The sequence below is a fragment of the Nocardioides salsibiostraticola genome, from assembly GCF_054783655.1.
The window spans coordinates 563,133-586,039 of record NZ_BAAGQD010000014.1; the positions used below are offsets into that span (position 1 = coordinate 563,133).

Here is a 22,907-nt window from a genome sequence, read left to right on the forward strand (position 1 = left end):
TGCGACCATGCTCCGGTGACCACTCGTATCGCTGTTGCTGGCTTGGGGTATGTCGGGTTGTCGGTGGCTGTTCTGCTGTCCCGGCATCATGAGGTCGTGGGGTTGGACCTCGACGCCGGTCGCGTGGATCTGTTGAATCGGGGGTTGAGCCCGATCCAGGACGTCGATATCGAGGCGGTGCTCGCGCGGGGCGGGTTGGGTCTGCGGTTCACCACTGATCCGGAGGTGGCCTACGCGGAGGCGGACTTCGTGGTGATCGCGACGCCGACGAACTATGACCCGGTGACCGATTACTTCGACACCTCCTCGATCGAGGCGGTTGCTGCGGAGGTTCGTCGGGTGAATCCGGGGGCGGTGATGGTCATCAAGTCCACGATCCCGGTGGGGTATGTCGCCTCGTTGATCGCCGACGGTGCCGACGACATCATGTTCTCCCCGGAGTTCTTGCGGGAGGGTCGGGCGTTGGCCGACAATCTGCACCCGTCGCGGATCGTGGTGGGGGAGGACTCGGAGCGGGCTCGCCGGTTCGCGGCGTTGTTGGTCGAGGGTGCGGAGGCCCAGGACATTCCGGTGTTGTTCACCGGGGCCACCGAGGCGGAGGCGATCAAGTTGTTCGCCAACACCTATTTGGCGATGCGGGTGGCGTTCTTCAACGAGTTGGATTCCTTTGCGATGTCGCGCGATCTCTCCACGCGGCAGATCATCGATGGGGTGGGGTTGGATCCTCGGATCGGGACGCATTACAACAATCCCTCGTTCGGGTACGGCGGGTACTGCTTGCCGAAGGACACGCGGCAGTTGTTGGCGAACTATCAAGATGTGCCGCAGACGTTGGTGCGGGCGATCGTGGATGCGAACACCACGCGTAAGGATGTGATCGCGTTCGACATCTTGGACCGCAAACCGCGGGTGGTGGGGATCCATCGGTTGATCATGAAGTCGGGGTCGGACAACTTCCGGTTCTCTTCGGTGCAGGGGGTGATGAAGCGGATCAAGTCCAAGGGGGTTCGGGTCATCGTGTTCGAACCCGAGTTGGAGCAGGGTGACTTCTACGGGTCGGAGGTCTTCGAGGACTTCGAGGCGTTCAAGGCTGCCTCGGACCTGATCGTGGCGAACCGGATGTTCCCCGAGCTGGCTGATGTCGCCGACAAGGTCTACACCCGCGACCTCTTCGGCTCCGACTGACCCACCCGTTCTCCACAGAGGGCTCGGGAACCGGTCGTTTCCACAACTGAGCCTCACACGTCGGGATACCTGACCCGAAGTTCCTAATCTCGCTGACATGCGATCGCGACGTCCACCCTCCGAGCACGAGGAAGCCGTCTCACGACGGCTGGCTCAGTTGTCGGCCGAGTTGGCGGCATCACGGGTCGAGACGGTTCCCGCTCCGGAGGAGGACCTGCCTGGGTCCGTGGCTCCTGCGGTAGGTGGGGAGTGGTGGTCCGACCACACCCGGATCAGTGCCGCCAGGGCTCCGCTGGTGCTGGTCCCGGAGGCGACTGAGGGGTCCGACGAGTTCGATGCGGCCGAGCCCTCCGATGAGGCGCTGCCGGGACGGCACTCCTCGCGGACACCGCGCACCTGGTCGGCCTTCTTCCCCGAGACGCTGCAGGGCCGGGTCACGCTGCAGCCCGCACACCTGACGAGCGTCGCTGTGATCATCGCGATGGCGATGGCCCTGACCTCTTGGTGGTTGGTGCGAGGAGACGCCCGCGAGGTCGTCACGGGTCCGGTTGCGAACGCTCCCGCCCCACCGCTGGTGGACCTACCCGAGGAACCGGCCGCGGCCCCTGCTGCTGCACCTGCACCTGGGGAGCCTCCGGTCGCCGGAACGACCAGCCCCACCACGACCAGCCCCGCCACCACGGCCGCCACGGTCACCGTGGACGTGGCTGGAAAGGTACGCCGACCCGGCATCGCGGTCCTCGACACGGGGTCACGGGTCATCGATGCGGTCAAAGCGGCCGGAGGCGCGAAACAAGGGGTGAACCTCACCTCGATCAACCTCGCGAGGATCCTGATCGACGGTGAACAGATCGTGGTCGGTGCCCGGGCGGCCCCGGCCCCTGCGCCGACCGGCACCACCGCGTCGGGCGGGGCGGGCCCCACCGTCCTGGTCAACCTCAACCTCGCAGGTCAGACTGAGCTGGAGACGCTGCCCCAGATCGGCCCGGTGACGGCGGCGTCGATCATCACTTGGCGCGAGCAGAACGGCGGCTTCACCGCGGTGGAGGAACTGCTGGAGGTCGACGGGATCGGCGAGAAGACCCTGGCCCAGATCGCTCCCTACGCGACCGTGTGAGAACTCGGGCCGATGTGGCTGGCGAGGTGACAGCCAGGATGACGGGAGTCCCCGAGACGACCGAGGAGCGAGCCACCGACCTACGGATGCCGCTGCTCGGCCTGGCGGCCTGGGCCGGGGCGCTGACCGCGAGCCTGGGGCCGTACGCCGTGTGGGTGCTGGGAGCATCAGGGCTGTTCGCCCTCGTGGTGGTCCGCCGACCCCGGCGCAGAGGTGTGCTGACCGTCGTCGGCTGTCTCCTGGTCTTCGCGGCCACACTCGGCACCGCGATGCTCCGCCAGCACGCGGCGGCCTCCGGGCCGGTGGGTCGTTGGGCCCAGGAGCGGGCCGTGGTCTCCGTGGTGGGGACCGTCGTGTCCGACCCCCGAACCGTCCCGGGGCGGTTCGCGCCCCTCGAGGTGGTGCGGCTGAAGGTGGAGACGGTCACCGGCCGGGGGCAGACCTTCGACGTGCGCAGTCAGGTGCTGGTGCTCGGCGGGCCGGCGTGGCATCAGGTGGACCTCGGCTCCCGGGTGGAGACGACAGCGCGCCTGGCGGCGGCGGACGACGCCGAGCTCGCAGCCCTCCTGCCCAGTGCCCGTGACCCCACCGTCGTGAGTGGGCCGAGCCCGTGGTGGCGCGGCGCGGCGGCGGTTCGTGCCTCGATCCGGGACGCGGTCAGCCACCGACCCCAGGATCAGCGCGCCCTGGTCCCGGCCTTGGTCGACGGTGACGATGCGGGGTTGGACGAACAGCTCGAGCAGGACTTCCGCACAACAGGGTTGACCCACCTCACCGCGGTATCCGGCACCAACCTGACGCTGGTGGTGGGGTTCCTCCTCGTCCTGGCCCGATGGGTGGGGGTCAGGGGGCGCTGGCTGCTGCTCGTGGGCGCGCTTGGTATCGCCGGGTTCATCCTGCTGGCCAGGACCGAACCCAGCGTGGTCCGCGCTGCGGCCATGGGAGCGGTGGGACTCCTGGCCATGGGCCTGGACGGACGGCAGCGCGCGTTACGCGGACTTGGAGTCGCGGTGGTCGGCCTCCTGCTCATCCAGCCCCAGCTGAGCACGTCGGTTGGTTTCACGCTGTCCGTGCTGGCCACCGCTGGCATCGTGCTCCTCGGACCGGGATGCCGCGACGCCCTGGCGACCTGGGTCCCGCGGTGGTTCGCCGAGGCGGTCGCCGTACCCCTGGCTGCGCAGGTGGCGTGCACGCCGGTGATCGCGGCGATCTCGGGCCAGATCAGCCTGGTCGCCGTGGCCGCCAACCTCCTGGTGGCACCGGTCGTGGGGCCGACCACGGTCCTCGGCCTCGCAGGGGGACTCCTCGGTCTGGTCTCGGATCGTCTGGGGCAACTGTGCGGAACCCTGGCGGGATGGTCGGTGTCGTGGATCGTCCTGATCGCCGAACGCGGCGCCGACCTGCCCGGAGCGGCCGTGGACTGGGGGACCAGCGCGCTCGCCCTGTCCGCCCTGGTGGGGCTCACGATGGTCGGCGCTCTGCTGACCCCGCACCTCCTGCGGCGGCGGGTGCTGACGCTGTGCTTGGCAGCGGTGCTCGTCCTCGTGCTGCTGGCCCGGTTGCCCGCCGTTCCCGGGTTCCCTGGCTGGCCGGGTGGCCTACCCGGTGGAGTCCGGGACGACGATTGGGTCGCCGCCATGTGCGACGTGGGGCAAGGAGACGCACTGGTGCTGAACGCCGGCTCCGGTCAGGCGGTGCTGATCGATGCGGGGCCGGACCCGGACGCGGTCGATCGGTGTCTGGACACCCTCGGCGTCACCGCACTACCCCTGGTTGTGCTGACTCACTTCCATGCCGACCACGTGGACGGCCTGACCGGCGCGCTGCGGGGCCGGGAGATCGGAGCCATCGAGACGACCCGGATGTTGGATCCCACCTCAGGGGTGGAGGAGGTGCAGGACACCACGACGGCCGCAGGGCAGCAGACCGTCGCGGCGGCGTATGGCCAGAGCCGTCGCACAGGGGATGTGGTTCTGCAGGTCCTCTGGCCGCTGGACGGCTCGCCGACCTCGGCCGCCGGGGACGGGACCGCTGCGAACGACGCAAGCGTCGTGCTTCTGGCGGTCGTGCGCGGGGTGCGGATCCTGCTGACCGGTGACCTGGAGCCCCCCGGCCAAGGGGTGTTGGCCAAGACCCTGCCCGATCTGCGCGTCGACGTCCTGAAGGTGCCACACCACGGCAGCCGCTACCAGGACCTCGACTGGCTCAGGTCGCTACGAGCCGAAACGGTGCTTGTCTCGGTGGGCGAGGACAACGACTACGGTCACCCGGCGACCGAGGTGCTCGATGCCCTGGCGGGGGATGGCGCCACCGTGGCCCGCACCGACCTGGACGGGCTGGTTCTGGTGGGCACCGACGGTGTGCGGTGAGGGGTCGGCGCCCTGTCGGCCCCGGGTGGCAGAGTGCTCCCATGCAGTCGGGTGAGGTGATGGGCCGGGTCACGTTGGTGACCGGCAAGGAGGAGTTCCTGCGCGAACGCACCGTCGTCGCGGTGCGGGCGGCGGTGAAGGCCTACGACCCCGAGGCCGAGCTCTCCGAGGCGATGGCCGGGGACCTCACGCTCTCCGCCCTCGGAGAGATGTCAGCACCGTCGCTGTTCTCCTCGGTGCGGTGCGTGGTGGTGCGGTCGTTGGAGGACCTGCCCGAGGAGTCCGTGGCCGGGCTGCTGGAGTACGCCGCCGCACCGGTCGAGGACGTCGCGCTGGTCCTCGTCCACGGCGGTGGACAGAAGGGGTCGGGGGTGCTGACGAAGCTCCGCAAACTCAAGACGGTCAACGAATCGAAGTCCGGCGAGATGAAGGCCCGCGATATCGGCCCGTTCGTGACCGGCGAGATCCGGCGCTACGGCGGTCGTATCGAACCCGAGGCGGTCGACTTCCTGATCATCGCCGTGGGTGCTGATCTGCGGTCCCTGTCGGCGGCCGCGCACCAGCTGACCAACGACTTCCCGGACCAGGCGTTGACCATCGATCGGGTCAAGCTCTACTTCGGCGGGCGGGCCGAGGCAAAGTCCTTCGCGGTGGCCGACTCCGCCTTCGCGGGTCGTCGTCAGGCGGCCTTGGAGGAACTGCGATGGGCCCTGGACGGCGGCACCCCCGCGGTCCTCGTCACCTCGGCCTTCGCTGGCAGCGCCCGGGGCATCGCCCGCTACAAGGGCGCGCCTCGAGCCATGCGCGAGGGGGACCTCGCCCGCGAGATCGGGGTCCCACCGTGGAAGGTGAAGATGGTGCAGGCCCAGTCGCGATCCTGGTCCGACGCGGGCATCGCGCGGGTGATCCGGGCGGTGGCCCAGGCCGACGCGGACATCAAGGGCGCAGCCAGCGACCCGTCGTACACCCTGGAGCGGCTGGTGCTCACCGTCGCCGGCCTGCGCGACTGACTTCCCAGCCGACCACCGGCTGACGGACTGCTGGCCGACCGATAGGACGGTAGGAGAACGACTCAGGCGCCGTCCCCGAAAGGGGACAGCGCCTGGGTGAAGATCAGTCGATCTCGCTCAGAGAGAGGAGGACGTCTTGGCGATCGCCGACTTGCGGTTGGCCGCCTGGTTCTTGTGGATGACACCCTTGGACACGGCCTTGTCGAGCATGCGCGAGGCGTCGCGGCCCAGGGCGACGGCGCCGTCCTTGTCACCGGTCTCAGCGGCGGCACGGAACTTGCGCACAGCGGTCTTCAGTCCGGTCTTCACGGCCTTGTTGCGCTCGTGAGCCTTCTCGTTCTGCTTGTTGCGCTTGATCTGGGACTTGATGTTGGCCACTAGGTGAACCCTCGTCTGTCGTGGTGGTGGAATGGTGAAGTCAGGGCGCGCACGGCATGCCGAAGGCGCGACGGGCAAGACTAACAGCGGGCCGAGACCCTGCCCAAATCAGGAGGTCCAGCCCCGCCGCTCGGCGAGCCAGTCCCAACCGACCTGAGCCTGCCACAGCTGGTGATCGCGGATGTGGGGGGAGGTGGGCGGCACCGGTTGATCCCCGGAACGGAAGAAGTAGCCGGTCACCAGGGCGATCACGCTGTCGATGCTGTCCGCGGGGACCTCGCGCGTCAGGGGGTTCGTCGCCAGGATCGTCTCCACATCGATTCCGTCACCCCGGGGGCCGAGCAACAGCATCACGGTGTCCACCCAAGCCGCCCCGAGCACCGGCCAGTTCCAGTCACACACCAGGGCCTCCCCGTCGGGGCGGATCAGGATGTTGTCGTCGCGCAGGTCGGTGTGGACCACGGTGTTCCCGACGGTCACCTCGAGGAAGCGGGCGGCCAGCGCGGCTGCCTCGTCCAGATGAGGCAGATCGGGACGGCTGGTGCGCACGTGCGCCCACAGCCCGGGGAAGGTGGCCATCTCGGTGGCGATGGTGTCCAGTTGCAATGCCGCCGGTGGGGGAGTGAGCAGCTCTGCGACCCGGGCGGTCGCGGCGAGTGCTGAGGTCAGATCAGCACTCGTCCACGGTCGATGTGGGGACCGCGCCTCGACGAACTCGAAACCCAGCACGATCCAGTCGTCGGCATCCCGGATCCAGAGCAGCTCCGGCGCCGGCGTCCCGGGGGGCAGGTGCTCGTGTTTGGCGGCCTCCTCACGATAGGACTGCGCGAACATCCGTTGGGCCTTGTCCGAAGCGGCCTTCACGAAGTGCTGGGAGCCGTCCGCACAGGTGAGTACCGAGGCCATCCCCGGGGTGAAACCGCTGTCACGCGACTCGGCCGTGACGACGGGGGAGCCGCAGATGTGCTCGATCTCGGCGCGCAGCCACGGCGGGAGGAAATGCCACTCCACCCGACGGGCGGTGGCTCCCACCGGGGCGGGGTACGGCGTCCGGGTCACGGCGACATCTTGGTGCACGAAGCGATGCTGCGCCACCTGATACAACTCGAGGCATGGTCCGTTTCTATGTGCTCATCGCTCTCATCGTCGCCGGACTGTTCGCCACCTTGGCCGCCGCGATCGGTGGTTGGGGCTGGGTTCTTCTCGTTGCGATCGTTGCCATGGTCGTCGCCGTCGCGATCTTCGACCTGAAGCAGACCGAGCACGCGATCCTGCGGAACTACCCCGTCATCGGGCACCTGCGCTTCCTGATGGAGAGCATCCGTCCCGAGTTGCAGCAGTACTTCATCGAACGCAACTTCGACGGAACGCCGTTCGACCGCAACACCCGTTCCTCGATCTACCAGCGCTCCAAGGACGTCAAGGAGGAGCATCCGTTCGGCACCGAACGGGACCTCTATGAGATCGGCTATGAGTACCTCGTGCACTCCACGGCACCGAAGGCGAAGATGGTCACCCCACCGCGAGTGCGGATCGGGGGCCCTGCGTGCACCCAGCCCTACGACATCTCCCTGCTCAACGTGTCCTCCATGAGCTACGGATCGTTGTCGGGCAACGCCATCGAGGCGATGAACCGTGGTGCGGCCATCGGCGGCTTCGCCCACGACACCGGGGAGGGGGCGATCTCGCCCTTCCACCGCCACGAGGGCGACCTGATCTGGGAGATCGGGTCCGGGTACTTCGGTTGCCGCACCGAGGACGGGGGCTTCGACGCCCAGCAGTTCGCCGACAAGGCCCGGGACCCGCAGGTCAAGATGGTGCACCTCAAACTCAGCCAGGGTGCCAAACCGGGGATCGGGGGCGTGCTCCCAGGAGCCAAGGTCTCCGAGGAGATCGCCCGGACCCGCGGCGTACCCAAGGGTCAGAGCGTCATCTCGCCCGCCTACCACCAGGTGTTCTCCACCCCGCGCGAACTGGTCCGCTTCATCGGTCACATGAGAGAACTGGCCGAGGGCAAGCCGACCGGTTTCAAGCTCTGCGTGGGCTCCCGCGTCGACATCCTGGCCATCGGCAAGGCGATGCTGGAGGAAGGCATCACCCCCGACTTCATCACCGTCGACGGCGCCGAGGGCGGGACCGGAGCCGCTCCCGTGGAGTACTCCGACCACGTCGGGATGCCCCTGACCGAGGGGCTGATCACGATGCACAACGTCCTGGTCGGCCTCGGGCTGCGGGACCAGATCAAGATCGGTGTCTCCGGCAAGGTCGCGACCGGGGTCGATGTCGTCAAACGGATCATCCAGGGGGCCGACTACACCAACTCGGCGCGCGCCATGATGATGGCGGTCGGCTGCATCCAGGCGCAGGCCTGTCACACCAACAAGTGCCCGGTCGGCGTCGCGACGCTGGATCCGCGCCGGACCCGGGCCCTTCACGTCCCGGACAAGACCCACCGGGTGGCGGCCTACCAGCGCAACACCGTCGATCAGGCGATGCAGATCGTCGCCTCGATGGGCTGCGACTCGTTCGAGGACCTGCGCCCGCACATGTTGCGCCGACGCGTCATCCACGGCGAGATCCTGTCCTACGCCGACCTCGGCGACGCTTTGGAGGACAAGCAGTTGCTCACCGCCCCACCCGCGGCGTGGCAGGACGACTGGCGCCGCGCCGACCCGGACAGCTTCGCCCCCTGAACCACCCGAGGGCGCGTCCCTGAGGGCTCGTTGACCCAGGCGGGTACCGACCCGCGACGTACACCGATCGAAGGAGACCACCATGACCACCGTTGCCGAACACCTCGTCGAGTCCCTGGCCGAGCACGGAGTGACCCAGGTGTGGGGAGTCGTCGGAGATGCCCTCAACCCGGTCACCGACGCCATCCGCCGAGAGGACCGCATCGAGTGGATGGGGGTGCGCCACGAGGAGGTGGCCGCCTTCGCCGCCGGGGCCCAGGCCCAACTGACCGGCCGGCTGGGTGTGTGCATGGGAACGGTGGGCCCCGGAGCCATTCACCTGCTGAACGGTCTGTACGACGCGAAGAAGTCCAAGGCCCCGGTGCTCGCGATCTGCGGGCAGGTCCCTCGGGAGGACATGGGAAGCGACTTCTTCCAGGAGGTCGACAACGACGTCCTGTTCGCTGACGTCTCGGTGTTCTCCGCCACCGTGACCGATCCCGCCCAACTGCCCCGTCTGATCGAGCAGGCCGGGAACGCCGCTCTCGCCGAGCAGGGTGTCGCGGTGCTCACGCTCCCCGGTGACGTGGGCGGTCTCGATCTCGCCAAGGGAACCCTCCCGGCTCGGTTCGTCACCGACCTACCGGTCCCCGGACCCTCGGCCGAGGCGTTGCGCGACGCTGCTGCGGCGATCAACGCCGCGGGCAGCACGACCCTGCTCGTCGGACAGGGGGCGATGCACGCTCGGGACGAGGTGATGGCCCTGGCTGAGCGGCTCGCGGCTCCGATGGTGCTCACGCTGAAGGCCAAGCAGGTCCTGGAGGCGAACAACGAGTACGAGATCGGTCAATCGGGCCTGATCGGGAATCCCTCGACGGCGTTGGCCTTCGCTGGCTGCGACGTGCTGGTGCTGGTCGGGACGGACTTCCCGTACCCGGGGTTCCTGCCCGAGGGCAAGACCGTGGTGCAGATCGAACTGCGCGGCGAGCACGTCGGCCGGCGGATCTCGGTGGACCACGCGATCGTGTCCGACACCAAGGCGGCCCTGACCGAACTCCTGCCGATGCTGGAGCGGGTGGAGGACCGCTCGCACCTCGACCATGCGCGCACGGCCTACGACCTGTGGCGCAAGGGGCAGTCGCATTTCACCGACCCGGCGTACGAGAAGAAGCCGATGGGCTTCCTGCGGCGCAAGGTCGACAACCCCGAGAGGCGCATCCGACCGGAACTCCTCGCAGCTGCCGTCGACCGGCACGCAGCCCAGGACGCCGTGTTCAGCACGGACACCGGTATGTCGACCGTGTGGCTCTCCCGCTTCGTCACGATGAGCGGCACCCGGCGCCTGTTGGGGTCCTACAACCTCGGCTCCATGGCCAACGCGATGCCACAGGCCTTGGGCGCCGTTGCCCTGGACCGTCAGCGACAAGCCATCGCGTTCTGTGGCGACGGCGGCCTGTCGATGCTGATGGGCGACCTGATCACCGCGGTCTCCCACGATCTGCCCGTCAAGCTGGTGGTCTTCAACAACGGCCGCTTGGGCATGGTGAAGCTGGAGATGGAACAGGTCGGCCTGCCCGAGTTCGGCACGATGCTGGACAACCCGGACTTCGCCAAGGTCGCCGAGGCCATCGGGATGCGCGGCATCCGGGTGGAGAAGGCCGCCGACGTCGACGACGCGGTTCGCGACACGATGGCCCACCCCGGCCCGATCCTGCTCGACGTGGTGACCAACCCCGATGAGATCGCACTCCCACCGGCGCCCACGCTGGAGCAGGGCTGGGGTTTCGCGATCGCAAAGATGCGCGAGTTCGTGGACTCTCCCGAGTGATGGGACACTGAGCGTTCTGTCCCTGCAACGAGAGTGATCCGTGTCCAGCTCCGACGAAGCCAAGGCCACCAAGCAGTTCCGGCCCGGCCAGACCGACCCCGCGATCATCCGCAACTTCTGCATCATCGCCCACATCGACCACGGCAAGTCGACGCTGGCCGACAGGATGCTGCAGTTGACCGGTGTGGTGGACGCGCGTGCCGCGAGGGCGCAGTACCTCGACCGCATGGACATCGAGCGCGAGCGCGGCATCACGATCAAGTCGCAGGCCGTGCGCATGCCCTGGACGGTCCCCGAGGACAACGAGCAGAACTCCCCGGCCGGCAACTACGTGCTGAACATGATCGACACCCCGGGACACGTGGACTTCACCTATGAGGTCTCGCGCTCCCTGGAGGCGTGCGAGGCCGCCGTACTCCTCGTGGATGCCGCGCAGGGCATCGAGGCCCAGACGCTGGCGAACCTCTACCTGGCCCTAGGGGCCGACCTGCACATCATTCCCGTGCTGAACAAGATCGACCTCCCCTCGGCCCAGCCGGAGAAGTACGCCGCCGAACTGGCCGGAATCATCGGCTGTGACCCCTCCGACGTCCTGCAGACCTCCGCCAAGACCGGTCTCGGGGTCGAGGCACTGCTCAACGAGATCGTGCGGCAGACCCCCGCCCCCGTCGGCGACGCCGACGCACCCGCACGAGCCCTGATCTTCGATTCGGTCTACGACACCTACCGCGGCGTGGTCACCTACGTCCGAGTGGTCGACGGCGCGCTGAAGCACCGGGACCGGATCAAGATGATGTCGACCGGTGCGGTGCACGAGATGCTCGAGGTCGGCGTGATCAGCCCCGAACCGGTGAAGGCCAAGGAGATCGGGGTCGGTGAGGTCGGCTACCTCATCACCGGGGTGAAGGACGTGCGTCTGTCCCGGGTCGGCGACACCGTCACCAGCCAGTACCACGGGGCGGAGAAGTCGTTGGGTGGCTACAAGCACCCCAACCCGATGGTCTACTCCGGGCTCTACCCGATCGACGGCGACGACTACCCGACGCTGCGAGACGCCTTGGAGCGGTTGCAGCTGAACGACGCCGCGCTCGCCTACGAGCCCGAGACCTCTGGTGCTCTCGGCTTCGGGTTCCGGTGCGGTTTCCTGGGGTTGCTGCACATGGAGATCGTGCGTGAACGCCTGGAGCGCGAGTTCAACCTCGACCTCATCTCGACCGCGCCCAACGTGGTTTACGAGGTGGAGATGGAGGACGGCGAGGTCGTCACGGTGACCAACCCGAGTGAATACCCCGAGGGCAAGATCGCCGAGGTCCGCGAACCGGTCGTCAAGGCCACGATCCTGACCCCGTCCGATCACATCGGCACGATCATGGAGCTGTGTCAGTCCAAGCGCGGCAACCTGCAGGGGATGGACTATCTCTCCGAGGACCGGGTCGAGATGCGCTACGTCCTGCCCATGGGTGAGATCGTCTTCGACTTCTTCGACGCCCTGAAGTCACGGACCAAGGGCTACGCCTCGCTGGACTACGAACGCTCCGGGGATCAGGCTGCCGACCTGGTGAAGGTCGACATCCTGCTGCAGGGTGAGCCGGTCGACGCCTTCTCGGCCATCGTGCACAAGGACGCGGCCTACGGCTACGGCGTGATGCTGGCCGGCAAGCTCAAGGAACTCATCCCGCGTCAGCAGTTCGAGGTTCCGATCCAGGCCGCCATCGGCGCCCGGATCATCGCTCGGGAGAACATCCGCGCCATCCGCAAGGACGTGCTCGCCAAGTGCTACGGCGGCGACATCAGCCGCAAGCGCAAGCTGCTGGAGAAGCAGAAGGAGGGCAAGAAGCGGATGAAGATGGTCGGTCGCGTCGAGGTCCCCCAAGAGGCCTTCATCGCTGCTCTGTCCAACGCTCCCGCAGGTGAGTCCGGCAAGAAGTAGCCGTGATCCGACTGCCTGATGCCGTCGAGGCGATGGCGGGACGCGGAGCGGACGGGGCCGCCTGGGTGGACGGGCTCCCGCGCCTGGTCCAGGACCTCCTGGACCAGTGGGGGTTGAGCGTCGAGGGTCCACCGACCCACGGCTACACGGCGGTCGTCGTACCGGTCCGTACGGCGTCCGGTGAGCCGGCGATGCTCAAGGTGGGATTCCCCGACGACGAGTCCGAGCACGAACACCTGGCGCTCCAGCACTGGCACGGGCGTGGCGCCGTACGACTCCTGCGGGCGGACCCGCGTCGTCGCGCCCTGCTGCTCGAGAAGCTGCACGGAACCGATCTGAGGGATCTGTGGGACATCGAGGCCTGCGAGATAGTGGCCGGACTCTATGCCTCGATCCATGTGCCGGCGGTGCCGCAACTGCGAACGCTCTCGTCGTACGTCGACCGGTGGGTCGGGAGCTTGGAGCGTTTGGGGCGGGACGTCGCTATCCCGCGTCGGATGGTCGAACAGGCCATCTCTCTGGGGCGGCGACTGGAGAGCGACGAACTCACCGACGGGACGATGATCCACTGCGACCTGCACTACGAGAACGTCCTGGCTGCGGACCGTTCCGCGTGGCTGGTGATCGATCCCAAGCCGATGAGCGGGGATCCCCACTACGAAGTCGCACCGATGCTGTGGAACCGTTTCGAGGAACTCGAGGGAGATGTTCGCGGGGGCGTACGCCGCCGCTTTCACGCACTCATCGACGCGGCTGGCCTCGACGAGGACCGGGCGCGGGACTGGGTGGTGCTGCGGATGATCCTCAACGCAGCCTGGGCGATCGATGCCTCCGGGCCCGCCGGTCCGGATCCCGATTACCTCACCATGTGCCTCGCCGTGGCGAAAGCAGTCCAGGACTAGCCGTCCCGTCTCCCACCATTGCTCACGAAGTTCGCCAAATGGGGCTCCGAAGTACGCCGATCGGCCCCTCGACGCAGCTAGACATAGGCAGCGGGCGATCTCGACACCCCATCTGACGAACTTCGCGGTCCCATCTGACGAACTTCGCGGTCCCATCTGACGAACTTCGTGGGGCCATACGACGAACTTCGTGGGGGAGTACCAGACGGGGTTGATGATGAGCGGACCGAAAGATTGGTAAGGATTGGGCTACAACCGGCGAGACTGCACCCCTTATGGTGGCGAGTGATCTAGGTTACTCACCAGAAACCTTGCCGTCGTCATAGGAGTGCCATGCCCGTCAACCACGACCCCAACTTCGTCGACAATCTTCCTCAGAACATGTCGGTGTTGTTCTTCGACCGCGTGGCGATGTCCCCGGAGGCCGAAGCGTTCCGTTACCCGCGTGGTGAGGCCTGGGAGTCCGTCAGCTGGAAGCAGGCCGGTGACCGCGTGAGCAGCCTCGCCGCCGGTCTCCTCTCGTTGGGCATCGAGCCCGAGCAGCGAGTCGGAATCGCCGCGGGAACGCGCTACGAATGGATCCTCGCGGACCTCGCGATCATGGCCGCCTCGGGTGCGACCACGACCGTGTATCCCACCACCAACTCCGAGGACACCGGCTACATCCTGGGTGACTCCGAGTGCCGCATCGTCTTCGCCGAGGACGACGACCAGTTGGCCAAGCTGAAGGAGAACAAGTCCCAGCTGCCGCACCTGATGAAGGTCGTGACCTTCGACGGGGCTGCGGACGGCGACTGGGTCATCACGATGGAGACCCTCGCCGAACTCGGCGACGCGTTCCTCGCCGAGCACCCGGGCATCATCGAGGAGACGATCAACAAGATCGCCCCCGAGCAGTTGGCCACCCTGATCTACACCTCCGGCACCACCGGCCGCCCCAAGGGCGTCCGCCTGCGGCACCAGTCGTGGGTCTACGAGGGTGCGGCGATCAAGGCCCAGGACATCCTGGACGAGAGCGACCTGCAGTTCCTCTGGCTGCCGATGGCCCACTCGTTCGGCAAGGTCCTGCTCTCCACCCAGCTGGCCTGTGGTTTCGCGACCGCGATCGACGGGCGCGTCGACAAGATCGTCGACAACCTCGGGGTCGTCAAGCCCACGTTCATGGGCGCCGCGCCGCGCATCTTCGAGAAGGCTCACGGCCGGATCGTCACGATGACCGCCTCGGACGGTGGATTGAAGGAGAAGCTGTTCAACCAGGCCTTCAAGATCGGCATCGAGCACGACCGGTTGATCCGCGAGGGCAAGTCGATCCCGCTGGGCATGAAGGTCCAGCACGGATTGTTCGACAAGCTCGTCTACAGCAAGGTCCGCGACCGCTTCGGTGGTCGGGTGCGGTTCTTCATCTCCGGTGCGGCCGCGCTGAACCAGGAGATCGCCGAGTGGTTCCACGCCGCCGGCATCGTGATCCTCGAGGGCTACGGCCTGACCGAGACCTCCGCGGGTGCCTTCGTCAACCACCCTGACCAGTACAAGTTCGGCACCGTCGGCTCGGCGTTCCCGGGCAGTGAGGTCAAGCTCGGCGAGGGCGACGAGATCCTGATCAAGGGCCCGCACACGATGGACGGCTACCACAACCTCCCCGAGGAGACCGCCAAGACGTTGACCGAGGACGGATTCATCCGGACCGGCGACAAGGGGTCGATCGACGAGGACGGGATGCTCACCATCACCGGGCGCATCAAGGACCTCTTCAAGACCTCGGGTGGCAAGTACATCGCCCCCAACGCCCTGGAGTCGAAGTTCAAGGCCGTGTGCCCCTACGCCAGCCAGTTCATGGTGTTCGGCAACGACCGCAACTTCGTCGTCGCGTTGATCACCCTGGACCCCGACGCGATGGAGGGTTGGGCCGCCGAGAACGGCATGGCCGGCAAGTCCTACACCGAGATCGTGAACTCCGAGAAGGTTCAGGAGATGGTGTCCGGCTACGTCGACCAACTCAACGAGAAGGTCAACCGCTGGGAGTCCATCAAGAAGTGGGAGATCCTCGACCACGACCTGACCATCGAGTCCGGGGAGCTGACCCCCTCCATGAAGGTCAAGCGCAACGTCGTGGAGACCAACAACGCCGAGCGGATCGCGGCTTTCTACAACTGAGTCTCTGTTTCTGACGCACGGGCGTTCGCGGCCAATGGCCGCGGACGCCCGTGCGCGTTTCGCGGGGTGACACGATGACCTCATGCCTGCCCTGCCGACCGGAGACCCCGCACCCGAGGACGGTTCGCTGCCGCAGGCGGCGCTGGCCGAACTCGGCCAACGCGGGTTCGGTTTCTATGTCCACGTCCCCTTCTGCACGGTGCGGTGCGGGTACTGCGACTTCAACACCTACACCGCTGAGGAGTTGGGCTCCGGCCCCGGCACGGTCTCGAGGGCGACGTACGCCGGCTACGCGGTCGAGGAGGTACGCCGCGCGCGCGGCGTGCTGGGTGACCGGGACCTGCCCGTCGACACCGTATTCCTCGGCGGAGGCACTCCGACCCTGCTGGACCCCCGTGACCTGGCGGGGGTGATCGAGGCGATCGACTCGCTCTTCGGTCTCGCCGACGACGCGGAGATCACCATCGAGGCGAATCCCGACTCGGTGGATCCGGCCCGCCTCGCCGCGCTTCGCGAGGCCGGCATCAACCGGATCTCGTTCGGCATGCAGTCCGCCGTCCCCGAGGTGCTCGCCGTGCTCGACCGGACCCACGACCCCGAAGGGGTACCGCAAGCGGTCGAATGGGCCCGCGCAGCAGGCTTCGACCAGATCAGTCTGGACCTCATCTACGGCACCCCAGGGGAGACCGTCGACCAGTGGCGGACCACGCTGGAGGCGGCGCTGGCCTGCCGCCCCGACCACATCTCGGCGTACTCCCTGATCGTGGAGGACGGCACCGCGCTGGCACGTCGGGTCTCCCGGGGTGAGCTGCCCATGCCCGACGAGGACGACCTTGCCGACAAGTACCTCCTGACCGACGAGCGTCTGGAGCAGGACGGCCTGGGTTGGTACGAGGTGTCCAACTGGGCCAGGGACGACGCCTCCCGCTGCCGCCACAACCTGGCCTACTGGTGCGGTGCCGACTGGTGGGGGGTCGGACCCGGTGCTCATTCCCATGTGGCGGGGGTCCGGTGGTGGAACGTCAAGCACCCCGCCGCCTACGCCGATCGGTTGGCGCGTGGGGTCAGCCCAGCGGCCGGCCGAGAGGTGTTGGACGCAGCGAGCCGCGGTTTCGAGCGGCTCCTGCTCGAGGTGCGGCTGCGCGAGGGGCTGGCCCTGGACGCTCTCGACGAGCACGGACGGAGGAGTGTCCCGGCCTTGCGAGCCGAGGGATTGGTGCAGGACGGCGGACCGCAGGACCCCTTGGTCCTCACGCTGCGCGGACGATTGCTCGCCGACGCGGTCGTCCGACGACTCTCCGCGTGAGACCCCTGGTTCGTCGACGTCATCGGCCGTAGTGTTCGCGCCATGACCCAGGGACCGAACGAGCCGAACCCGTACGACCCGACCGGGGCCCAGGGCAATCAGCCACCCGAGGGCGAGTACCCGTCGTACAACGCGCCCCCGCCCCCACCGCCGCCGCCGGCTCCGGGACAGGCGCCGTACGGCGCCCCCTACGGCGCGGCCCCGTACGGTCCGCCGCCCGGGGGACCGATGGCCGGGCAGATGGGTCCGATGGGACAACCCGGAGCGCCCTACGGCGTACACCCGATGACGGGGATCCCGTACTCCGACAAGACCAAACTCGTGGCAGGCCTACTGCAGATCCTGATCCCGCTCGGAATCGGCCGGTTCTACATCGGAGACACCAAGACCGGGGTCTTCCAGTTGCTGGTCACGATCCTCACCTGCGGGATCGGCGCCCTGTGGCCGTTCATCGACGGGATCATCCTGCTGGTCACCGACAGCAAGGACGCCAACGGCTACATGCTGCGCTGACCGGGGGCTGACGAACTGACGAGGCGGGTCGCCCCGTCAGTCAGCCCTCTTCGGTGACGAAGTCGATCAGTTCCTCCACCCGGCCCAGCAGGGCCGGCTCGCAGTCCTCGTAGGAGGAGACTCGCGAGAGAATGTGTTTCCACGCCCGGGCGATATCGGCCTGGTCGGCGTGGGGCCAACCCAGGTGGGCGCAGACGCCCTTCTTCCACTCGATGTTGCGCGGTATCTCGGGCCATTCCTCGAGTCCGAGGCGAGCGGGTTTCACCGCGGCCCAGACGTCGACGTACGGGTGTCCGACCACGCGCACGTGACGTCCGAAGGCGGACCGGGAGACGTCCTCGGCGATCCGGGTCTCCTTCGAGCCGGCCACCAGGTGATCCAACAAGACCCCGACCCGTCGCGTGGGACCGGGACCGAAGGTGCGCAGATGGTCGACGAGGTCGTCGGCCCCGGCGAGATACTCGACGACCACACCCTCGATGCGTAGATCGTCGCCCCAGACCTTCTCGACGAGCTCGGCGTCGTGCCGGCCCTCGACGAAGATCCGGCTGGCCCGGGCGACTCGCGCCGGTGCGTTGTGGACGGCGATCGACCCCGAGGCGGTGCGGGTGGGGCGGGCCGGTGCGGCGCTGCGGATCGGGGCGGTGAGGATGACCGGCTTGCCCTCCAGCAGGAAACCCGGTCCCAGGGGGAAGGTCCGGCGACGGCTGCGCCGGTCCTCGAGGGTCACGGTGTAGAGGTCCCGGTCGACCGCGACGATCTCGCCGCACCAGTCGGTGGTGACCTCCTCGACGACCAATCCCAGGTCGGCAGCGGTGTCGACCGCGCGGCCGCGCTTCGGCACGCGCCAGTCCCCGGCAAGGACATCGTTTCCGTAGCGATTGTTCACACGACCACGCTAGGTTCCGTGATCGCGAAGGCGTCGGAGCCGCGCCGTACCCGGTCCGAGGCGCTCGCTAGTCGGAGGCGCTGGTGTCGCCCTTGACGGCGTCTGTCTCATCACCCGGCTCGTCGGCTGAGTCCTCGACCGGCTTGCCGCTGTCGAGCAGGTCGTCCACGGTCTCCCCGTCGTCCAAGCCCTCGGCCAGCGGGTTGTCGTCGCTAGGCACCAGGTCCTCGGGGAGCGCGCTGTCGTCGATGCCGGTGGTGGGTTCTTCGTCGTTTCCGCTCATGGGTCGACCGTAGTGATCTCCACCACCTCCGACCTCACCCCGATGGGCGAACAGTCACCAACGGATCAGACCAGGTCACACAAGGGGGAGGCGCTTCTGGCTGCGGGGAAGGTGCTCGTAGCCGCGGCGTACGGCGTCGACCAGGTGGGCTTCGGGGAAGGGCCATTCGGCGGCTTCGAGGGCCTGGGAGACGGGGACACCGCGCGTGGCGAGATCGCGGATGGTTTCGGCGACGATGCCGATGTTGTTGCGTTGGATCTCGACGAACTCACGGTCGACGGTTGACCCGTGACCCGGGACGACCACCGTCGACTGGCCGGTCAGACCCAGGACGATGTCGAGCGCGAGTGGCCACTCGAGCGGAAAGCAGTCGGCACCGAACCCCGGAGTCGCGTCCCGGGCTGCGGACTCTTCGATCAGGTCGCCAGCGAGGAGAACGTCGGCGTCGGGGACCCGGACGACCAGGTCGCCGGCGGTGTGCCCGCGACCGGGGTGGATCAGTTCCAGGACCCGGTCCCCGAGGTCGATCACGGAGACCGAGGAGAAGGTGTGGTCGGCGGCCACGATCTCGGTGGCCAGGACGGCTTCGCGGTGGGGGTCCTCGCCGGCGGCGTACTCACCCTTGATCCGTTCGCCCGCGGCCAGGGTCTGCTCGGCGGCGACCTCGTGGGCGTGGATGGGCACCGCGTCGTACGCCGCCCGGAAGGCCGCGTTGCCGAAGGTGTGGTCGAAGTGCTCGTGGGTGTTGATCACTGCGGTGACCGGCCCCTGCCTCAGGGAGCGCAGGTCGGCAAGGACCTCGGCGGCGGCCTCCGACGAGGCGTTGGTGTCGACCACCACCAGCCCCGTCTCGCCGCCCACCACGCAGACGTTGACGTCGAACCAGTCATAGCGGGCGATCCATACTCGGTCAGCGACTTCGGAGAACGGCACCACCGCAGGCTACGGGGGTGATGGTGCCGGTTGCCGACGGGCCGGCGGGCAAGCGGGCCGAGAGCCGGCCGGATGGCTCCGTGAGGGTTCTCGCACTCGCGCAGAGTCGAGTCGCGACCTGTTCGCCGGTAGGGTTGGCACTCGATCCAGACGAGTGCCAAACCCGGCCCGGTGATGAAACGGAGGAACCGCATGCAGGAAGAACGTCGACTGTCGGTCCTCCGTGCCATCGTCGAGGACTACGTCGCCACCGAGGAGCCGGTCGGTAGCCGCGCTCTGGTGGAGCGTCACCGGCTGGGGGTCTCCCCGGCCACGGTGCGCAACGACATGTCCGCGCTCGAGGAGGAGGGGTACATCACCCAGCCCCACACCAGCGCCGGTCGCGTCCCCACCGACAAGGGCTACCGCCTGTTCGTGGACCGGCTCACCACCGTCAAACCGATGAGCAGCGCGGAAAAGAAGGCGATCTCCACCTTCCTGGACGGTGCGGTCGATCTCGACGATGTCGTGCAACGTTCCGTGCGGGTGCTCTCGCAACTGACCCGCCAGGTCGCCGTCGTGCAGTACCCCACCCTGTCGCGCTCCACGGTGCGGCACATCGAGATGGTGGCCCTGGCCCCGGATCGACTGTTGATCGTCCTGATCCTGTCGACGGGTCGGGTCGAGCAGCGGATCCTCGAACTCGCCGCGCCGATCGCCGACGACGATCTGGCCGTGCTGCGGTCCCGGATCAACCTGACCGCCACCGGCGAGATCATCGCCGACGCGGTCACCGCCCTGCGCGACCTGATCGCAACCTTCGAGCCACACGCGTCTCCCACCCCCTCGATAACGACCGCTGTGGCGGAGGTGCTCGTCGAGGCGATGAGCGATCACCGCAGTGATGAGCGGATGGCGGTCGGTGGGGCGAGCAACCTGGCCCGGTACGGCGACAGCTTCGACTCCGCCGTACGCCCGCTGCTGGAGGCTCTGGAGGAGCACGTCGTCCTCCTGCGTCTGCTGGGCGAGGCAACCGGTGGTGGCATGGTGACGGTCCGGATCGGAGCCGAGGGCCCCTATGAGGAGCTCGCTTCGACCAGCGTCGTCACCACCGGCTACGGACCCAACGACGACGCCCTGGCCACCTTGGGCGTCGTCGGCCCCACCCGCATGGACTACCCCGGGACGATGGCCTCGGTCCGTGCCGTGGCCCGCTACGTCTCTCGCATCCTCGACGAGGGTTGACCGTGTCCCCGCGAGCATGCATCCCCCGACCACCTGACCCCCGCCCCGCCGAAGCCAGAAGGAATTTACGTTGAGCTCCGACCTCTACGACCTGCTTGGTGTCGACCAAGCCGCAGACGCCGACACGATCAAGAAGGCCTATCGCAAACTGGCGCGCCAGCTGCACCCGGACGTGAACCCGGACCCCGCCAGCCAGGACAAGTTCAAGGCGGTGACCGCCGCCTACGAGGTCCTCTCCGACCCGCAGAAGCGCTCCTCCTACGACCGCGGCGGTAACCCGTTCGGGGGTGGCCAGGACTTCGGTCAGGGTGCCGGATTCTCTTTCACCGACATCATGGACGCCTTCTTCGGCGGCCAGCCCGGAGCCGGTGGCGGCGGTGGTGGCGGAGGCCGCGGCCCACGCTCGAGGGTCCGCCGGGGTCAGGACGCGCTGATCCGTCTCGAGATCGACCTCGCCGAGGCGGCCTTCGGAGCGGCCCACGATCTCAAGGTCGACACCGCGGTCATGTGCACCGTGTGCACCGGCAGTGGTGCGGCCGCCGGCTCGACCCCGAAGCCGTGTGAGACCTGCCGCGGCCAGGGCGAGGTCGCCCACGTCCAGCGCTCGTTCCTGGGCGAGATCCGCACCCTGCGTCCTTGCGCGGCCTGCCGGGGATTCGGCTCGATCATCCCCGAGCCGTGTCGCGAGTGCTCCGGCGACGGCCGTGTCCGTTCGCGCCGGACCCTGACGGTGAAGATCCCTGCCGGTGTCGACACCGGCACCCGGGTCCAGCTCTCCGAGCAGGGCGAGGTCGGCCCCGGTGGCGGCCCGGCCGGTGACCTGTACGTCGAGATCCACGTCGCCAACCACCCCACCTTCACCCGTCACGGCAACGACCTGCACTGCAGCGTGTCGGTGCCGATGACCGCTGCAGCCCTGGGCACCACCCTGACGCTGCCGCTCCTCGAGGCCGATGTGGTCACGGGTTCGGACGAACCCGAGTCCGGTCTCGAGACGGACTACGAGCTCGAGATCACCCCCGGGACCCAATCCGGAACCGACCAGGTCCTGCGCGGACGCGGAGTGCCGGGACTGCGCGGAGGTCGCGGCGACCTGATCGTGACGATCGGAGTGGAGACCCCGACCAAGTTGGATGCGCGGCAGGAAGAACTGATGCGCGAACTCTCGGGCCTGCGCCACGAGGAGCAGCCGACCGGCAAGGTGACGGCCAACAAGTCCGTCTTCGGCCGGTTGCGCGACGCCTTCCAGCACTGATGATCGCGTCGAGGCGCCGGCTGTGACCCTCCCGATGCACCTGGTCGACTCCCTGGACGGGGTGCGACCCGGGTCCACGGTCGCGGTCGAGGGCGACGAGGCCCACCACGCGGTCGTCGTACGCCGTCTGCGGGTGGGGGAGTCGGTGCTGTTGAGCGACGGCCTCGGGACTGCTGTGACCGGTGAGGTGACCTCGACCGGGAAGCGGCGCTTCGAGGTGTCGGCGCGAGACGTGACGACCATCGAGCGGCCGACCCCGGAGATCGTGGTCGTTCAGGCGATCCCCAAGGGTGACCGGGGCGAGATGGCCGTCGAGATGCTCACCGAGATCGGGGTGTCCCGCATCGTTCCGTGGGCCGCCGATCGGTCGGTGGCGGTCTGGAAGGGCGAACGCGCCCAGAAGTCGTTGGCCAAGTGGCGTTCGACCGCGCGCGAGGCCGCCAAGCAGTCTCGGCGGGTTTGGCACCCGGAGGTCGACGCCATGGCGACGACCGCACAGATCGTGGCACTGCTCGAACAGGTGGACCTCGCGGTTGTGTTGCACGAGGACGCCACCCACCCCCTGGCCGATCTGAGGGTGCCCCACGACGGCACGCTCGCGATCGTCGTAGGCCCCGAGGGTGGCCTCACCCCGAACGAGGTGAACGCCTTCGTGGCCGCCGGGGCGTGCGACCTACGGCTGGGGTCCGAGGTGCTGCGCACCTCCACCGCCGGGGTGGTGGCGGCCGGCGTACTGCTGAGCCAGACCCCTCGTTGGAGCTGACCGCGAGTCGGCGCTACTTGACTCGGTTTTCCGGCCGAGTCGGCGCTTGTTGAAAAAAGCGCGCCGAGTCACCCTCTCTGAGGCGTCAAGTAGCGCCAGTGAGACTTTGAGATGCTTGGTGGGGGCGGTCTGACTCGAGTTGCGCCTGTCGTCTGTTGACTGACTTTGAGTCGATCGGTTCGGCCGTCTCCACCGT

General features: G+C 67.9%; 19 protein-coding genes. 14 read left to right on the forward strand and 5 right to left on the reverse strand.

Annotation, left to right across the window (positions count from 1 at the left end):
- Positions 1–15: 15 nt before the first annotated feature.
- From ACYVLV_RS10075 to holA, 4 genes are all read left to right on the forward strand, one after another.
- Positions 16–1,185, forward strand: coding sequence for a nucleotide sugar dehydrogenase (locus ACYVLV_RS10075; RefSeq protein WP_460809601.1), 1,170 nt, complete (start codon positions 16–18; stop codon positions 1,183–1,185).
- A 97-nt stretch (positions 1,186–1,282) separates the two neighbouring features.
- Entirely contained in the window at positions 1,283–2,302 is a 1,020-nt protein-coding gene (locus tag ACYVLV_RS10080; RefSeq protein ID WP_460809602.1) for a helix-hairpin-helix domain-containing protein, read from the forward strand.
- A 38-nt stretch (positions 2,303–2,340) separates the two neighbouring features.
- Complete coding sequence (locus ACYVLV_RS10085) at positions 2,341–4,671, forward strand: ComEC/Rec2 family competence protein (protein ID WP_460809604.1); 2,331 nt, start codon at positions 2,341–2,343, stop codon at positions 4,669–4,671.
- Between the two features lie 41 nt (positions 4,672–4,712).
- On the forward strand, positions 4,713–5,681 hold the full coding sequence (gene holA / locus ACYVLV_RS10090; RefSeq protein ID WP_460809605.1) for a DNA polymerase III subunit delta: 969 nt from the start codon (positions 4,713–4,715) through the stop codon (positions 5,679–5,681).
- Positions 5,682–5,798: 117 nt separating this feature from the next.
- Here holA and rpsT read toward each other — a convergent pair whose 3' ends face one another.
- Both rpsT and ACYVLV_RS10100 read right to left on the reverse strand, forming a co-directional pair.
- A complete protein-coding gene (rpsT, locus tag ACYVLV_RS10095; RefSeq protein WP_460809607.1) occupies positions 5,799–6,059 on the reverse strand; it encodes a 30S ribosomal protein S20 in 261 nt (86 codons plus the stop codon).
- Between the two features lie 108 nt (positions 6,060–6,167).
- Positions 6,168–7,136: a phosphotransferase family protein gene (locus ACYVLV_RS10100; protein WP_460809608.1), complete on the reverse strand. Its 969-nt coding sequence runs from the start codon at positions 7,134–7,136 to the stop codon at positions 6,168–6,170.
- 35 nt (positions 7,137–7,171) lie between these two features.
- On the opposite strand from ACYVLV_RS10100, the gene ACYVLV_RS10105 reads away from it, so the two are divergent.
- From ACYVLV_RS10105 to ACYVLV_RS10135, 7 genes are all read left to right on the forward strand, one after another.
- On the forward strand, positions 7,172–8,752 hold the full coding sequence (locus tag ACYVLV_RS10105) for an FMN-binding glutamate synthase family protein (protein WP_460809609.1): 1,581 nt from the start codon (positions 7,172–7,174) through the stop codon (positions 8,750–8,752).
- Between the two features lie 82 nt (positions 8,753–8,834).
- Entirely contained in the window at positions 8,835–10,559 is a 1,725-nt protein-coding gene (locus tag ACYVLV_RS10110) for a thiamine pyrophosphate-dependent enzyme (RefSeq protein ID WP_460809610.1), read from the forward strand.
- A gap of 40 nt (positions 10,560–10,599) precedes the next feature.
- On the forward strand, positions 10,600–12,489 hold the full coding sequence (gene lepA, locus ACYVLV_RS10115; protein ID WP_460809611.1) for a translation elongation factor 4: 1,890 nt from the start codon (positions 10,600–10,602) through the stop codon (positions 12,487–12,489).
- A gap of 2 nt (positions 12,490–12,491) precedes the next feature.
- Positions 12,492–13,391: an aminoglycoside phosphotransferase family protein gene (locus ACYVLV_RS10120; RefSeq protein ID WP_460809613.1), complete on the forward strand. Its 900-nt coding sequence runs from the start codon at positions 12,492–12,494 to the stop codon at positions 13,389–13,391.
- Between the two features lie 333 nt (positions 13,392–13,724).
- Positions 13,725–15,545 carry an AMP-dependent synthetase/ligase gene (locus tag ACYVLV_RS10125; protein WP_460809614.1) on the forward strand — a complete coding sequence of 607 codons (1,821 nt, stop codon included), beginning with the start codon at positions 13,725–13,727 and terminating at the stop codon, positions 15,543–15,545.
- A gap of 82 nt (positions 15,546–15,627) precedes the next feature.
- Positions 15,628–16,851, forward strand: coding sequence for a radical SAM family heme chaperone HemW (gene hemW, locus ACYVLV_RS10130; RefSeq protein WP_460809616.1), 1,224 nt, complete (start codon positions 15,628–15,630; stop codon positions 16,849–16,851).
- 42 nt (positions 16,852–16,893) lie between these two features.
- Complete coding sequence (locus ACYVLV_RS10135) at positions 16,894–17,364, forward strand: TM2 domain-containing protein (protein ID WP_460809618.1); 471 nt, start codon at positions 16,894–16,896, stop codon at positions 17,362–17,364.
- A gap of 40 nt (positions 17,365–17,404) precedes the next feature.
- Here ACYVLV_RS10135 and ACYVLV_RS10140 read toward each other — a convergent pair whose 3' ends face one another.
- The 3 genes from ACYVLV_RS10140 to ACYVLV_RS10150 all read right to left on the reverse strand — a co-directional run bounded on the left by ACYVLV_RS10140 (position 17,405) and on the right by ACYVLV_RS10150 (position 19,469).
- Positions 17,405–18,253, reverse strand: coding sequence for a DUF3097 domain-containing protein (locus tag ACYVLV_RS10140; protein ID WP_460809620.1), 849 nt, complete (start codon positions 18,251–18,253; stop codon positions 17,405–17,407).
- Positions 18,254–18,320: 67 nt separating this feature from the next.
- Positions 18,321–18,536 (reverse strand): hypothetical protein, encoded by a 216-nt coding sequence (locus ACYVLV_RS10145; RefSeq protein ID WP_460809622.1) that lies wholly within the window; start codon positions 18,534–18,536, stop codon positions 18,321–18,323.
- Positions 18,537–18,611: 75 nt separating this feature from the next.
- Positions 18,612–19,469, reverse strand: coding sequence for an MBL fold metallo-hydrolase (locus ACYVLV_RS10150; RefSeq protein ID WP_460809623.1), 858 nt, complete (start codon positions 19,467–19,469; stop codon positions 18,612–18,614).
- 192 nt (positions 19,470–19,661) lie between these two features.
- Between ACYVLV_RS10150 and hrcA the strand changes: the two genes are divergently transcribed.
- The 3 genes from hrcA to ACYVLV_RS10165 all read left to right on the forward strand — a co-directional run bounded on the left by hrcA (position 19,662) and on the right by ACYVLV_RS10165 (position 22,711).
- Complete coding sequence (hrcA, locus tag ACYVLV_RS10155) at positions 19,662–20,693, forward strand: heat-inducible transcriptional repressor HrcA (protein ID WP_460809625.1); 1,032 nt, start codon at positions 19,662–19,664, stop codon at positions 20,691–20,693.
- Positions 20,694–20,763: 70 nt separating this feature from the next.
- Positions 20,764–21,948, forward strand: coding sequence for a molecular chaperone DnaJ (gene dnaJ, locus ACYVLV_RS10160; RefSeq protein WP_460809627.1), 1,185 nt, complete (start codon positions 20,764–20,766; stop codon positions 21,946–21,948).
- A 22-nt stretch (positions 21,949–21,970) separates the two neighbouring features.
- Positions 21,971–22,711 carry a 16S rRNA (uracil(1498)-N(3))-methyltransferase gene (locus tag ACYVLV_RS10165; protein ID WP_460809628.1) on the forward strand — a complete coding sequence of 247 codons (741 nt, stop codon included), beginning with the start codon at positions 21,971–21,973 and terminating at the stop codon, positions 22,709–22,711.
- Positions 22,712–22,907: the final 196 nt, after the last annotated feature.

Bases quoted from the DNA above. Each gene is read 5' to 3' on its own strand.
- ACYVLV_RS10125 (WP_460809614.1), top strand. From the start codon at position 13,725: ATGCCCGTCAACCACGACCCCAACTTCGTCGACAATCTTCCTCAGAAC.
- ACYVLV_RS10105 (WP_460809609.1), top strand. From the start codon at position 7,172: ATGGTCCGTTTCTATGTGCTCATCGCTCTCATCGTCGCCGGACTGTTC.
- hrcA (WP_460809625.1), top strand. From the start codon at position 19,662: ATGCAGGAAGAACGTCGACTGTCGGTCCTCCGTGCCATCGTCGAGGAC.
- ACYVLV_RS10110 (WP_460809610.1), top strand. From the start codon at position 8,835: ATGACCACCGTTGCCGAACACCTCGTCGAGTCCCTGGCCGAGCACGGA.
- ACYVLV_RS10145 (WP_460809622.1), bottom strand. From the start codon at position 18,536: ATGAGCGGAAACGACGAAGAACCCACCACCGGCATCGACGACAGCGCG.
- hemW (WP_460809616.1), top strand. From the start codon at position 15,628: ATGCCTGCCCTGCCGACCGGAGACCCCGCACCCGAGGACGGTTCGCTG.
- ACYVLV_RS10085 (WP_460809604.1), top strand. From the start codon at position 2,341: ATGACGGGAGTCCCCGAGACGACCGAGGAGCGAGCCACCGACCTACGG.
- ACYVLV_RS10080 (WP_460809602.1), top strand. From the start codon at position 1,283: ATGCGATCGCGACGTCCACCCTCCGAGCACGAGGAAGCCGTCTCACGA.
- holA (WP_460809605.1), top strand. From the start codon at position 4,713: ATGCAGTCGGGTGAGGTGATGGGCCGGGTCACGTTGGTGACCGGCAAG.
- ACYVLV_RS10135 (WP_460809618.1), top strand. From the start codon at position 16,894: ATGACCCAGGGACCGAACGAGCCGAACCCGTACGACCCGACCGGGGCC.